Here is a 12,822-nt window from a genome sequence, read left to right on the forward strand (position 1 = left end):
GATAGCTTCAAAGATGAACGAATCAAAAATTAAACTAAAAAAAACATCAATCCCGTTAATATTTTCTAAAAAAACTTAAAGCCTCTAAAATTTTAGGTTTTGTGGAATTATTATTGAATTTTAGATTATGAATTTAAAATATAAGATTATGAAAATGAGTAAAATTAATAGCCTATTTTTAGGTTTAATACTAGCAGGAAGTGTAAGTCTTGTAAATGCACAAACGACTCAGCCGGAAACTTCGGCAGCAACGAGTCAAACAGCGAATCCAACTATTGAAAGTCTTAAAAAACAGATTGAGGCCAATCCAAAGGACACAGAATCTTTAGCAAAATTAGCAGCAGCTTATCAGGATGCTTCAGACTGGCCTAATGCCATTGATACCTGGAAAAAAATATCTGTTTTATTACCGGACTGGGCTCCATCTTATTACAGCCAGGCCTACGCCTATCAGTCTGCAAAAGATGATGCCAATGCAAAAATTGCTTATGAAAAATATATTGCAACAGTAAAACCTGAAGAAGTAGAGCAAAATAAGAAGAATCTGGCATACGCTTATTTCTATCTTGCTTTTACAGAACAGAAGACTGATCCTAATAAAGCAAAAGAACACATTGCAAAATCTATACAGTATGACCCAACCAACGAAGATGCTGTAAAACTTAGCAAAACATTAAATTCTTAGTAAAAATAAAATGCCGGAAAGTTTTTCCGGCATTTTTGTTTATGTAAATATGTTTAAATATCAAAAATCATGGCCTGGATTTAACGCAAACATTAAGTAACTATTGTTAAATTTTTGAGGAAGCCAAGATGAAATCAATTTCATTGATTCTTTCTAAGCGTATGTATATCATAAAGCTTCATCAGCAACATTGTGGATTATTAACACATAAATTTGAAATTTTGTCTGGCTATGATCCTACTCAATCATCTTTCCGAAAAAATCTGCTTCGCCATGCAGATGTCTGATAATTTTATCAATATTTCTCTGAATACTGGCTTCGGTTTTTAAATTATTGATATACCGGATCAGCTCATGTCTTCTTGAAGGAATCAGGTTCTCAAAATTTGCTGTTGCCACTGCACTTTCTTTAATCGCCTTTTCTAATTGGGGATGAATAGAAATACTTCTGTCAGAATCATCGTATTCCAGAACAACTTCAATAACTTCTCCTATTCTTTTCGGAGAGTTTTTCAGCATTATCAGGTTCACATACAGCCTCCATTCTCCCAGATATTTCATCAGATTTTGCTTAAATTCTTTCCCATTCACAGTCCCTTTTACAGCAATAGGACTTTTATTTCTCCCTGATTCATTAAAAATTTCTTCAAGAATCTCTTCCGGAACAAATACAAAGGGATTAATTCCTATGATTTCCAATGTGACAGTGAAGCTTTTGTTTTTCATGGATGATAAATTTAAACCAGTTAGGCTAGAAGCAAAAATAATAGTTTAAGGAATAGGTATAAAATTTCTTTTTTATTATTTTATAAAACAATTACCCTCAAACTCACTTACTCTCCCGACCCCAAACCCTCTAACCCAGTCACTCCGTAACTTAAAATTCATACCTCAGAACCCAATTAATTCCCTATATTTGTATCAATAAATCTATTTATCAAAATGAAATTTTTTATTGACACAGCTAATTTAGAGCAAATCAAGGAAGCAAGAGACCTTGGAATTTTAGATGGTGTAACAACCAATCCTTCATTAATGGCCAAAGAAGGAATTCAGGGAGCTGAAGCGATCAAAAACCATTATAAAACGATCTGCGAACTTGTAGACGGAGATATTTCTGCAGAAGTTCTTTCTACAACGTATGAAGAAATGATTAAGGAAGGAGACGAATTGGCTGCTATTCACCCGAATATCGTTGTAAAAATTCCGATGATCAAAGACGGAATCAAAGCTTTAAAATATTTTTCCGATAAAGGAATCAAAACAAACTGTACATTGATCTTCTCTCCGGGGCAGGCTCTTTTGGCGGCTAAAGCGGGAGCAACTTATGTTTCTCCTTTCTTAGGAAGATTAGATGATATTTCTACAGACGGCTTGAACCTTATTCGGGAAATCAGATTGATTTTCGATAACTATATGTACGAAACTGAAATCCTGGCAGCTTCTATCCGTCACTCAATGCATATCATCGACTGTGCTAAAATCGGAGCTGATGTTATCACATCTCCACTTCCTCCGATCTTGAGCTTATTGAAGCACCCATTAACAGACAGCGGATTGGCTCAGTTTGTTGCAGATTCTCAGAAATTAGCATAATCACTGATCCTTATTTAGATATAAAATATCCCGGAACAATGTAGCGTTCCGGGATATTATTTTTATGGTGGTCTGTATATTATTCTTTCAGGATATTTTTCACAATCTTACACGGATTCCCCACGGCCACTACATTCTCGGGAATATCTTTCGTTACCACGCTTCCAGCTCCAATCACCGAGTTATTTCCGATAGAAACACCTGGAAGTACAACCACATTTCCTCCCAACCACACATTATCACCAACTGTGATCGGATGTGCATATTCCAGACCTTCATTCCTTTGCTGTACATCAAGCGGATGGCCTGCAGTATAAAAACTGCAGTTGGGTCCGATAAAAACGTTATCACCAAACTCTACTTTAGCACAATCCAGAATAACGAGATTATGATTGGCATAGAAGTTCTCCCCTGCTTTTATGTTATATCCGTAGTCACACCAGAAATTGGGTTCTATACAGATATTCTCTTTTATACTGCCAATAATTTGCTTAAGAAGTCTGTATCTGTTTTCTGTATCTGAGTTTTTCAGACCGTTGTATTCCTGGCACAGATCTTTGCAGGCAATACGTTCCTGAATCAGTTCTTTATCATAATTGGCATTGTATAAAAGCCCTGCTGCACATTTTTCCTTTTCTGTCATGAGATATAACTTTGGTTGCTATTACTTATTGTTCATTGAAGATACTAAATATATCATAACATGATGAATTGATATTTATCATTTTTTTCTTCAATGTCTTTTGTTAAAATAAAAAACAGGATGACAAAAATGCCATCCTGCAGATATTAGAAAATATATAATTTTACTTGAACAAATCCGGTTCTATTTTATTGTTATTTTTTAATTGGTCTTCTTTTGCTCTTTTTTCAATATTCCTGTACATTTCATTCATATCAATGCTTTTACCATCCTGATTCTTCATTTGCACTACAGCTCCTGCCGGAAGCGTGCTCATGGTTTGCTTCATATCTTTTGTAGGATCAGCAAGATAATCTTTCCAGGCTTTTTTAAACTGCTTTTTGCTGATCTCTATTTCTTTTCCTCCCAAACCTATTGTAATGAGACCAGGTATTTGAATATCTTCCTGCGATGCAGCTTCCGTTTTCTTATTACCGATCAGGGTTATTATATGTGAGCCTGTAATGTCCTCAATTTTAACAATAAGTCCCGGCAATCCATAGAATTTATAAGGACCATCCTGAAAAGGAATATCTGTAGAAAACCATGCTACCCAACTTCTTCCTCCATAATTGGTAGTTGCTTTTTGGGTATTATACTCTCCGATTTTCTGCTTTTCAGGAAGTATTTTCCATTCAGGCTTTTGATCTTCCGGCATTTTATAGCTGGTATTCCCAATGTTTTCTGAGAATGAAACACTGTAATCCGGATACTTTTTTGTAACCGTTGAGGAAATTGTACCGGGTTTTATATTTTTTTTGATATTAATGCTGCTCCCCAATCCTCCTTTCATCTGCTTTGCAATATCTGCTTTTGTTGTTGAATCTGCAACAAACTTTTCGCGACTGTAATATTTAGATCCGTTTTTATCAATGTCCAGAAACATTATATCACTTTTCACATCTGCTTTATTGGTAGAATCAGCGATGTATTTATAGTCATAAAAGAATCTGTTGACTTGTGCATTGGCAAAAACCCCTAAAAATGCTAGTAAAATCAAATATTTTTTTCCCATAATCTATGCTAAATTGTATTAAAAAGGCTTTGCCAATCTGGAACTGACAAAGCCTGATGGAACTTTATTTCTTTGTTTCAATTCTTATTTCCCCTTCGGTCCCTTTTACAAGACTTCCTTTAATAACTCGCATACTTGCGATATTGTCAGGTTTCAAAGTATTAATATCTTCTTTGGAACTCTCTCTTCCGTCTATATAGTATTTGTATCTGGAATCGTCACCGGGGCTTATATTGAATTTTTTAACTCCATTCATTGAAATATTGCCATTCCCGTCTTTTTTAATAAAGTCAGCATGCATTACCATCACATTAGGAGAAGAACTTACCATCGTAAAATTACCTCCTCTGAAATTTTGTACTGTTTTTTCTGCTTCCACGCGTGCTTTTTCAGCTTCTTTTCTTATTCTATCCGCATCAATTCTGATTCTTTCACTCTGTACTCTGATTCTATCACCTTCAGCACGTGCTCTATCACCTTCTACCCGTGCTTTTTCTCCTTCTATTCTGGCCCTAGTGGCTTCTTTCATTGCTTTTTTAGCTTCGGCCATTGCTTTGCGTACCTCTTCTTTTTCCTGATCGCTCAGATCTTTATAATTAACAATTCTGTTTGTTTTAAAATAGGTTATTTTGGGTTCTTTTGGCGCTTTAGGTGAGGCTGGAGGAATGGGCAATTCTCCTATTTTCGCAGCTGCTTTTTCCGCTTTTTTTGCTGCTCTTTCTATTTTTCGAAGCTCTTTTTTACTGAGAGGTTCCATATTCTCGAGCTCCTTCATCTGATTCTTCCATTCAACAGAATTGAAATACTTATCAACCTCAACTTTTGAAGCAATTTCTCCTATCTCTGAAGCAAGATTGCTTATTTCTTCTATTTTATCGCTGAAGAGATCACTTTCGGGATCCAAACCTTCCAGCTCTTTCTCTTTTTCTTTTATTTTCTTTTCAAGTCCTGAAATTTTTGTATGGTCTTCAGGCGATACGGTTTTTAGTTCTGCAATTTTTTCCTGACCTGATTTTTCAGGTCTTATCGTATCTTTCTTGATTTCTGAAACGACTTGTTTAATGGAAAGGTTTGTTTCTTCAATTTCTCTGTTTTTAGCATTTACCAGATAAGCAAAAGCGATAGAGAATACAACCGGCAAGGCAAAAATTCTTCGCGCATATCCGAACTTGGTTTTTGGTTTTTGTAACATCTTAAGTCTTTTTTTAAGGTTTGAACTTAGAAACGGACTGGTAACAGGCAACTGTGTTCCGGAAAAGTGGCTTGCTAAAAGCATCTGCGCAAATGCTTTGGTGTCCGATTGTTTTACGGCTTTTTTATCAGCCAGATATTCATGGATTAGATTAATTTCTCTTTTAATAAGATGAAAGAACGGATTGAACCAGAAAACAGAGGTTATAATCTCGATAAAGATCTTATCAAAAGAATGTTTCTGCTCAATATGTACCATTTCATGTTTTAAAATCTGTTTTCCGATATCAGAATTCAATGTGATTGTATTCTTCCAGAACAGGTTTTTAAAATAAGAAAATGGAGCTTCGGTAAGGTCTGTACGGTAAAAATTGATCCCGTCAAAACTTTCTTTCTGAAATTGGTTTTTAAACTGCTGGATTTTGAAAATCCCAAACAACAGCTTCCCTAAAAAATAGAGAGAAACCAGTCCCAGAGCTGAAAAAATAATGTTAAAATAAAGGTTACCATTGTCTATGTTTTTTTCTGTGTTAAAATTCTGAATCTTGTCAAGAAGCATATACATATCACTATTTACTTCTATCGTAAAATCATCTATTCTGATGAGTGGTAACAAAAGTGATATCACAATGGCACCCAAGAGATAAAATCTGTTATAATGATGGAATGTCTTGTCTTTTAATGACAACTGATAGTACAAAAATGTTACACCTGAACATAAAATAGTTTTCCCAAAGTATAAAAGTATTGCTTCCATAGGTCTTAGTCTTTCTTTTTGAGTTCATCTAATAACATCTCAAGATCTTCTACTGTCATTTCATTTTTTTCAACTAAAAATGAAACGGCACTTTTGTAAGAACCTTTAAAGTAGTTTTTCACAAGGCTCTTCATGGTTTTCCCGGAATACTGTTCTTTTGAAACCAGCGGAAAGTATTCATGCTGCCTTCCGTATACATGATAGTCTACAAATTCTTTATCCTTCAATACTTTTAAAATGGTGGAAACAGTATTTGTGTGTGGTTTTGGCTCCGGAAAAAGATCAAGCACATCCTTCAGGAAGCCTTTTTCTAATTTCCATAAATACTGCATTACCTGTTCTTCTGCTTTTGTTAGAGTCTGAATTTTCATATTCCGTTCATTTATCAATTAAAGTGATATACAATCATCTCATTCTATATCACTAATAAATTAGTTATACAAATGTAGAAATAAAAATGAATCAAACAACTATTTTTTTAGTGATAAAACATTTTAAAAACTAACCGACTGAAAATCAATGCAATAAAAATAGTTAAAATTTATTAAATTTTGAATGGATGGAAATACTTGCTGTTTATTTTACAGAAAATTATTCAATTGTATTGCTTTTTTACACTAAACAGGTCCAATTGCTCAAAGATTTTCAACTCTTTTAGTAGCAATCCTTGTTAAGATTTAAAACCTTAACAAGGATAAGTACAGATCAAAAAATAAGGTTAAAAAAAATTCATAATCACAAATGTCAGATTCAAAGTAAAATTTGTCCGATTGATCAGATTTTAAGAAAAACATATCTCAAAAAGTCCTGAAATTTGAATAAAAACAAAGAGATATGAATAGCTTTTTGAAAAAATTAAAAACAAAAAACATCCTGGTGATAGTACTGTTTGTCTTTATTGGGATTCAGTTTTACAGACCTGAAATTGTACAAAAGCCCATAACAGGAGAGATTCATGTGCCTACTGAAGTTAGAGCGATCCTGCAGCGTTCGTGTTTCGATTGTCATTCTAATCAGACAAATTTGAAGTGGTTTGATCAGATTGCACCTGCTTATTGGTTGGTGGCAGATCATATAAAAAAAGGAAAAGAAGGACTCAATTTTTCTGAATGGGATAAACTGGCTCCTCCTGCACAAAATGCAAAACTTTGGGAAGCTTTTAACCAGATTAATCTGAAAGCAATGCCTCTAAAAAGCTACGAATTACTTCATCCCGAAGCAAAACTTTCTGAAAATGATATCCGCATCCTGAAAAACTATGTGACTTCTCTTGCTCCAAAACAAAAACCAGATACTGCAAAGGTTTCGGCTTATAACAAACAGCTTCAGCAAGTCGTCCATACTCAGGCATCCAAAGTATCATTCCCTACTGCACCGAATGGGATCAGCTATATTCCTGATTATAAAAACTGGAAACCGATAAGTTCTACAGAAAGGTTTGATAATGGAACCATGCGTATCATATTCGGAAATGATATTGCTGTAAAAGCGGCAAAAGAACATAAAACAAATCCGTGGCCGGATGGAACCATAATTGCAAAAGTAGCATGGGACCAGATAATAGATAGTGATGGGAATGTCACTACCGGAGCCTTTAAACAAGTGGAATATATGATTAAGGATTCCAAAAAATTCGCTTCTACAAAAGGATGGGGATGGGCAAGATTTTTATCTCCCAAACTTGAACCCTATGGAAAGACAGCAAATTTCGCCAACGAGTGCATCAGCTGCCACCGCCCTATGAAAGACAATGATTTTGTATTTACCTCTCCTCTTAACCATTAAGCTATGAAGAATCTGATTGTTTATTTAATAATGCGCGTATTTGTTGTGAGCTGCAATTCCCAAAAAGAATATGAACCTGTGAATCAAAATGCGTCCCTTCCCGAAAGTTTTGATTTTAATGCCATGAACTTAAGGGTTGTAACCTCTTCGATCAATCATAAAAAACAGACTATGATGACGCTCTACGGCACCGATTCAGCAATTGATGATTTGAAGGAGAATGCTGGAAAAGTCAATAGTAAAGAAAGAATACTGGCATTGGTTACCTGGTCGCAAAAGGACGATCCTTATTGGTATGGGGCTAAAGTCCCCAATAACCTTCTGTCTGTAGAAGTTATCAAAAGTAAACTGCCTTTCTCAGAAAACTCAGAAATTCTATATCAAAAATATGAAGGGAAAGAATTGAAGAAGGTGAACGCAGATGTTGCAAACAGAGTTTCTACAATTCTAAGTATGAAACCTTCAATCATGCCTTAACACAGGATTTTAAAATCACATATAAAAAATAGTATTCATTAAAAACTATTAAAAAAATGGAAAAATTTACATTCGGTTCAAGCCTGGTTACGGGATGTCTTTCTGCAGCGCTATTTTGTGTTTTTATAGAAATCTCAGTGCTAAATAACGGACGTGCTGCCGTGCCGTTATTTAGCTTTTGTATCTTTGTGACTGCTTAACTGCCTGATTTTTATTTATGATCTATGCAAAATATATAAATACCAACGGAAGAAAAGTATTCAGGATTGATCCGAGAATCATTCTCTTCAGTGCTCTTTTTATGGGGATTCTTGCTTCAGTGCCCAAAATACTGCGTATGCATATTACATTGGGAGAGCTGACAATAGATTTTTCCATCTCCTTTTTATTCTCACTGTTTGTATGGTATTTTAATATCTACAGTCTGCCGAAATTTTCTATTCAGAATATATCTACGAGATTTTTCAATAAAAAACTGGTGATCAGCTTATCCATCGGAGTAGTTGTCATGGCATCCATAGTGCTCATTCATCATATTATATTTCCCAAGTATGGATTTAATACCATGGTATTGATGTACGAATTCCGGGGCGTATTGATCAATCTGACGATTTATATGTTCCTGTATCTTTTGTATCAGACTTATAATTCTCAACAGATTAAATTTGAACTTGAACAAATCAGAACGGATAATCTCAATGCCCAATATGAATTACTGAAGCAGCAGATTAACCCTCATTTTTTATTCAACAGTCTCAATACACTGAAGTCTATGATTGACATAAAAGATGAAAGTTCCGGAGATTTTGTGGTAAGGCTTGCGGATTTCTATCGCTTTACCTTAGACAACAGAAAAATGGATCTTATTCCCTTAAAAAAGGAACTCACAATTCTGGATGCCTATGTTTTCCTTCTGACATCGAGATTTGAAGATGGCATAGAGTTTAAAATAGATATTCCGGAAGAGATCTTAAATTCTTACATTCCTCCGTTTACGCTGCAGCTTTTGTGCGAAAATTGCATCAAACACAATATTGTATCGCTGGCCCATCCGTTAATCATAAAATTATACAGTGATAACGAATATATTATTATTGAAAATAATTTCCAGCCCAAGAATATTCCCCAGGAATCCGCAGGAATAGGAATTGAAAATATCAGAGAACGTTACAAGCATTTTGCTGAAAAAGAACTTACCATATTGCATAATGATCATAATTTCACAGTAAAATTACCCATAGTAGATGAAAGTTTTAGTAATAGAAGATGAGATAAAAACCGCAAAGGCATTGGGACGGATGATCGCTGCAGTACAACCGGAAGCTACCATTGTACAGTATATTGAAAGTGTTGCTATGGCTGTTGAATATCTTTCTGGTACTGAAACTCCGGACATCATATTTATGGATATTCAACTGGCAGACGGAAACTGTTTTGAGATATTCAGCCAGGTCAGAATAAAAGTGCCTGTCATTTTCTGTACGGCCTTTGACGAGTATGCAATAGAAGCTTTTAAAAGTAATGGAGTGGATTATATCTTGAAACCTTTTGAGAAAAAAGATATTCAGTCCGCTTTTGAAAAGATCAATAACCTTAAAAACTTCTTTCAAAACACTCCTTCTCCCGACCGGAAACTGGAAGATATTCTGAATAATCTGACAACAGGAAGAGGAAAAACCAATTTTCTGGTCTTTTCCAATAATAAATACAATAATATTCCTGTTGACAAAATTGCCTGCTTTTACAGCCAGTTTGGAAGTACTGTACTGGTGACTTTCGATCAGAAAGAATATTCAGTTCCACAGTCATTGGATGAGATCGGGCAGCTGGTTTCAGGAGCTCAGTTCTTCAGGATTAACAGACAATATCTGATCAACTTTACAGCTATTGTTGAAGTGGAACATTATTTTTCACGAAAACTTCTTGTCAGTCTGAAAATTACCACCCCAGAAAAGCCATTGGTCACCAAAGATAAAGCCTACCGTTTTCTTCAGTGGCTGGAAGAGCGATAAAACAACTAACTAAAAGCAGTATATAAAATAATTTAATCTCGAAAGCTAATATTTTGCCCGATCAGAAATAGTTTTTGCACAGCAATAAAAAAACGAGCTCAACTACCGCTCAAAATAAAGAATAAATAAAATAGATCAAAAAAATATTATTGCAGACGAATTTATTCGCTGTAAATTTGATTTTCTTGGTGAGGACTTTCTGGAAGGGCTTAAAACTCAAACACAGAGAAATAGCAGAAAGTCTGGGAACTTCACGGGAAGTGGTAAGCAAAGTCCTGAAAAAAATTGAAAATGAAGGAAAAATCTTTAAAGATGAAGAAGGTAAAATATGGGCTGCAGATCAAATGCTTTTACCATTAAATAAATAATAACATATACATTAATATTAAAATCTTTTCTAAATGAAAAAAATACTTTTTATCGGAATGGTGCTTATAGGGATTATAAGCCTTTCGTCATTTATTAAATCGGATGATTCAAGAGGTACAAAACCTGCAAAATCAATTTACGATTTTAAAATTGAATCTATCGACGGCGGAAAAATTGATTTTTCTGAATACAAAGGAAAATACATTCTTATTGTAAACACAGCCTCCAAATGTGGATACACTCCTCAATACAAAGGATTGGAGCAACTCTACAAGGATTATGGTGATAAACTGGTTGTAGTAGGTTTTCCATCTGATAATTTTGCAGATCAGGAATTTCATGACAATGTTGATATCAAATCTTTCTGCGAAAAGAACTATGGAGTCACTTTCCCACTTACCACTTCAGTGGATGTGAAAGGTTCAAAAATCACTCCTGTATTCGATTATCTTACTCACAAATCTCAAAATGGAGTAATGGACGCCACCATAAGCTGGAATTTCAACAAGTTTCTGATCAGCCCGGAAGGAAAATTACTGGAACATTTCGACTCTAAAGTGGTTCCTGAAAGTGATAAAATCACTCATTATTTCAAATAAATAATCTTTACAAAACACTACTATCATTATGAGTAATGTTTTTTTATCCTTCTACAAAATATTTTTTCACACTAAATGTCCATTCGGATGCACGAATTGAGTTGTATTAACAATTTAAATTGCAAAAATCATGTCAATAAAGAACTTGAAGACGTCATTTTTACAACAATGGTTCATATACATTATAGAATTGTTAAATTTTATTAAATAAATATTAAAATGTATTTGTTTTAACCGGGAAATTATATTTATTTTAGTGCTTTAAAAATTTCTCATGAAAAGATATAATTTATTGATTGTACTATTACTGCTTATTTTCAATGTTACGACAGCACAAAAGAAAGGTTCTCCTGCTGCCGATCTTAGTATATTAAAAGATACAAAATCAAAAATCGAAGCTACCGTTCCATTGGTTATTCAGCATCTTCAAACGATCTCTACAAAAGAAGGCGATAATAATATTTTGAATAACGGAAAGATTGCTTTGGGTAGAGAATATGGCATTTTAGAGTCTGAATGGTTTTTATACAGAAACAATATGAAAAACTGTATCCTGAACAATTCTTCTAAAAAAGCTAAAAAATGTATGGAATACCACAACAATATGTTGAGAGGTACGATGATCAATTATAATAATTATATTACTAACCTTACAAGAAAGAACGGATATCTGGGTGTTGAAGGAGATACAAAATTTGAATTCAAACCTGCTGATATTGCTACAAAACTAAGTGAAGCTTACTTCAATGCAAACGATGCTGCGGGAAGAATGAAAGCGGATCAGAAAAGAGACTTTTTAGGGCAGACAATGTCTGATGACAACAAGCTTACTCCTTACGCTCAACTGGCACAATAACATCTAAATCATATTAAAAATAAAAAAGAGAACCGCAATTGTGGTTCTCTTTTTTGTTCAAAAGCAAAAAATCTCCGCCGGAAAAAGCAGTTTTGTGGTACTAATCATAAAACCCTTGGGGAAAAAGTAGAAAATTAGGCAGAGATTTTTTTGCATACACTCTACAGATCAACTGTCCTACCCATGATCTGTAAGAGCTTTACAAAAATAGGACTATAGCCTTCTGCTGGCTGAAAATACCTGTAGAATTAAATGTTCAAAACTGTAGAACTAATACTACTTCTCATTATAGAAGTAAAGCACCTCAAAAAAGGTACTCTACAATTACGTTTGACTTACTTTATTCTATTTCCACCAGTGGTAGTAATTATGCAGTCCGTCATATTCAAACCCGCAGCGTGGATACAGCGTGTTTCCTATATCATTTGTTTTTTCGGTTTCAAGCATCAGTCCACACGCTCCTGTTTCTTCACACCATTGTTTACTGCGGTCAATTAATGCCACAGAAAGCCCCTTCCCTCTATAATCAGGATGAACAAAAAGATCACTTAACAGCCATTGTTTTTGCAATCTGGTATAATGAAATAATTTGTAAAGCTGTACGAATCCTACGGCTTTTCCGTCTGCTACAGCAAGGAAAATATCAGACTCACTGTTTAAAAACCGTTCTTTGAGAAAAGCCTTCCCTTTTTCAAGATCCGATTCCTGTCTGTAAAAAATACGGTAAAAATTGAACAATTCAGCCGTTTCATCAAGATCCTCAAGACTTGCCTTTTTAATCATGTAATTCATCGTTAT

The 12,822-nt window shown here is 34.5% G+C and carries 15 protein-coding genes; 9 read left to right on the top strand and 6 right to left on the bottom strand.

What is annotated here, in order from left to right:
- The first annotated feature begins 154 nt into the window (after positions 1–154).
- Positions 155–685, top strand: a complete 531-nt coding sequence (locus DEU39_RS07120; protein ID WP_228432525.1) for a tetratricopeptide repeat protein — start codon at positions 155–157, stop codon at positions 683–685.
- A gap of 237 nt (positions 686–922) precedes the next feature.
- On the opposite strand, the gene DEU39_RS07125 is transcribed toward DEU39_RS07120, so the two are convergent.
- On the bottom strand, positions 923–1,411 hold the full coding sequence (locus DEU39_RS07125; RefSeq protein WP_120231418.1) for a YdeI/OmpD-associated family protein: 489 nt from the start codon (positions 1,409–1,411) through the stop codon (positions 923–925).
- 216 nt (positions 1,412–1,627) lie between these two features.
- Here DEU39_RS07125 and fsa point away from each other — a divergent pair, with 216 nt between their 5' ends.
- Positions 1,628–2,281: a fructose-6-phosphate aldolase gene (gene fsa / locus DEU39_RS07130; RefSeq protein ID WP_120231419.1), complete on the top strand. Its 654-nt coding sequence runs from the start codon at positions 1,628–1,630 to the stop codon at positions 2,279–2,281.
- A gap of 79 nt (positions 2,282–2,360) precedes the next feature.
- On the opposite strand, the gene DEU39_RS07135 is transcribed toward fsa, so the two are convergent.
- The 4 genes from DEU39_RS07135 to DEU39_RS07150 form a co-directional block, all read right to left on the bottom strand.
- On the bottom strand, positions 2,361–2,924 hold the full coding sequence (locus DEU39_RS07135; protein ID WP_120231420.1) for a sugar O-acetyltransferase: 564 nt from the start codon (positions 2,922–2,924) through the stop codon (positions 2,361–2,363).
- Positions 2,925–3,087: 163 nt separating this feature from the next.
- Positions 3,088–3,978, bottom strand: a complete 891-nt coding sequence (locus DEU39_RS07140; protein ID WP_120231421.1) for a GLPGLI family protein — start codon at positions 3,976–3,978, stop codon at positions 3,088–3,090.
- Positions 3,979–4,042: 64 nt separating this feature from the next.
- Positions 4,043–5,926, bottom strand: coding sequence for a M56 family metallopeptidase (locus DEU39_RS07145; protein ID WP_120231422.1), 1,884 nt, complete (start codon positions 5,924–5,926; stop codon positions 4,043–4,045).
- A 5-nt stretch (positions 5,927–5,931) separates the two neighbouring features.
- Positions 5,932–6,297, bottom strand: a complete 366-nt coding sequence (locus DEU39_RS07150) for a BlaI/MecI/CopY family transcriptional regulator (protein WP_034695620.1) — start codon at positions 6,295–6,297, stop codon at positions 5,932–5,934.
- 463 nt (positions 6,298–6,760) lie between these two features.
- On the opposite strand from DEU39_RS07150, the gene DEU39_RS07155 reads away from it, so the two are divergent.
- From DEU39_RS07155 to DEU39_RS07185, 7 genes are all read left to right on the top strand, one after another.
- Positions 6,761–7,711: a heme-binding domain-containing protein gene (locus DEU39_RS07155; RefSeq protein WP_120231423.1), complete on the top strand. Its 951-nt coding sequence runs from the start codon at positions 6,761–6,763 to the stop codon at positions 7,709–7,711.
- A gap of 3 nt (positions 7,712–7,714) precedes the next feature.
- Positions 7,715–8,188, top strand: a complete 474-nt coding sequence (locus tag DEU39_RS07160; protein ID WP_120231424.1) for a hypothetical protein — start codon at positions 7,715–7,717, stop codon at positions 8,186–8,188.
- A 217-nt stretch (positions 8,189–8,405) separates the two neighbouring features.
- On the top strand, positions 8,406–9,458 hold the full coding sequence (locus DEU39_RS07165) for a sensor histidine kinase (RefSeq protein WP_120231425.1): 1,053 nt from the start codon (positions 8,406–8,408) through the stop codon (positions 9,456–9,458).
- Entirely contained in the window at positions 9,433–10,200 is a 768-nt protein-coding gene (locus DEU39_RS07170; RefSeq protein WP_120231426.1) for a LytR/AlgR family response regulator transcription factor, read from the top strand. Before DEU39_RS07165 ends, DEU39_RS07170 begins: the two co-directional genes overlap by 26 nt.
- 149 nt (positions 10,201–10,349) lie before the next feature.
- Entirely contained in the window at positions 10,350–10,568 is a 219-nt protein-coding gene (locus DEU39_RS07175) for a helix-turn-helix domain-containing protein (protein WP_228436687.1), read from the top strand.
- Between the two features lie 33 nt (positions 10,569–10,601).
- Entirely contained in the window at positions 10,602–11,168 is a 567-nt protein-coding gene (locus DEU39_RS07180; RefSeq protein ID WP_034695630.1) for a glutathione peroxidase, read from the top strand.
- Between the two features lie 274 nt (positions 11,169–11,442).
- Positions 11,443–12,024 carry a hypothetical protein gene (locus DEU39_RS07185; protein ID WP_062675130.1) on the top strand — a complete coding sequence of 194 codons (582 nt, stop codon included), beginning with the start codon at positions 11,443–11,445 and terminating at the stop codon, positions 12,022–12,024.
- Between the two features lie 345 nt (positions 12,025–12,369).
- Here DEU39_RS07185 and DEU39_RS07190 read toward each other — a convergent pair whose 3' ends face one another.
- A complete protein-coding gene (locus DEU39_RS07190) occupies positions 12,370–12,816 on the bottom strand; it encodes a GNAT family N-acetyltransferase (protein WP_120231428.1) in 447 nt (148 codons plus the stop codon).
- Positions 12,817–12,822: the final 6 nt, after the last annotated feature.

The organism is Chryseobacterium sp. AG363, assembly GCF_003610675.1.
GTDB lineage: Bacteria > Bacteroidota > Bacteroidia > Flavobacteriales > Weeksellaceae > Chryseobacterium > Chryseobacterium cucumeris.

Coding starts and splice junctions, on each gene's coding strand:
- DEU39_RS07145 (WP_120231422.1), bottom strand. CDS start 5,926: ATGGAAGCAATACTTTTATACTTTGGGAAAACTATTTTATGTTCAGGT.
- DEU39_RS07165 (WP_120231425.1), top strand. CDS start 8,406: ATGATCTATGCAAAATATATAAATACCAACGGAAGAAAAGTATTCAGG.
- DEU39_RS07120 (WP_228432525.1), top strand. CDS start 155: ATGAGTAAAATTAATAGCCTATTTTTAGGTTTAATACTAGCAGGAAGT.
- DEU39_RS07170 (WP_120231426.1), top strand. CDS start 9,433: ATGAAAGTTTTAGTAATAGAAGATGAGATAAAAACCGCAAAGGCATTG.
- DEU39_RS07135 (WP_120231420.1), bottom strand. CDS start 2,924: ATGACAGAAAAGGAAAAATGTGCAGCAGGGCTTTTATACAATGCCAAT.
- DEU39_RS07150 (WP_034695620.1), bottom strand. CDS start 6,297: ATGAAAATTCAGACTCTAACAAAAGCAGAAGAACAGGTAATGCAGTAT.
- DEU39_RS07155 (WP_120231423.1), top strand. CDS start 6,761: ATGAATAGCTTTTTGAAAAAATTAAAAACAAAAAACATCCTGGTGATA.
- DEU39_RS07190 (WP_120231428.1), bottom strand. CDS start 12,816: ATGAATTACATGATTAAAAAGGCAAGTCTTGAGGATCTTGATGAAACG.
- fsa (WP_120231419.1), top strand. CDS start 1,628: ATGAAATTTTTTATTGACACAGCTAATTTAGAGCAAATCAAGGAAGCA.
- DEU39_RS07185 (WP_062675130.1), top strand. CDS start 11,443: ATGAAAAGATATAATTTATTGATTGTACTATTACTGCTTATTTTCAAT.
- DEU39_RS07125 (WP_120231418.1), bottom strand. CDS start 1,411: ATGAAAAACAAAAGCTTCACTGTCACATTGGAAATCATAGGAATTAAT.
- DEU39_RS07180 (WP_034695630.1), top strand. CDS start 10,602: ATGAAAAAAATACTTTTTATCGGAATGGTGCTTATAGGGATTATAAGC.
- DEU39_RS07140 (WP_120231421.1), bottom strand. CDS start 3,978: ATGGGAAAAAAATATTTGATTTTACTAGCATTTTTAGGGGTTTTTGCC.
- DEU39_RS07160 (WP_120231424.1), top strand. CDS start 7,715: ATGAAGAATCTGATTGTTTATTTAATAATGCGCGTATTTGTTGTGAGC.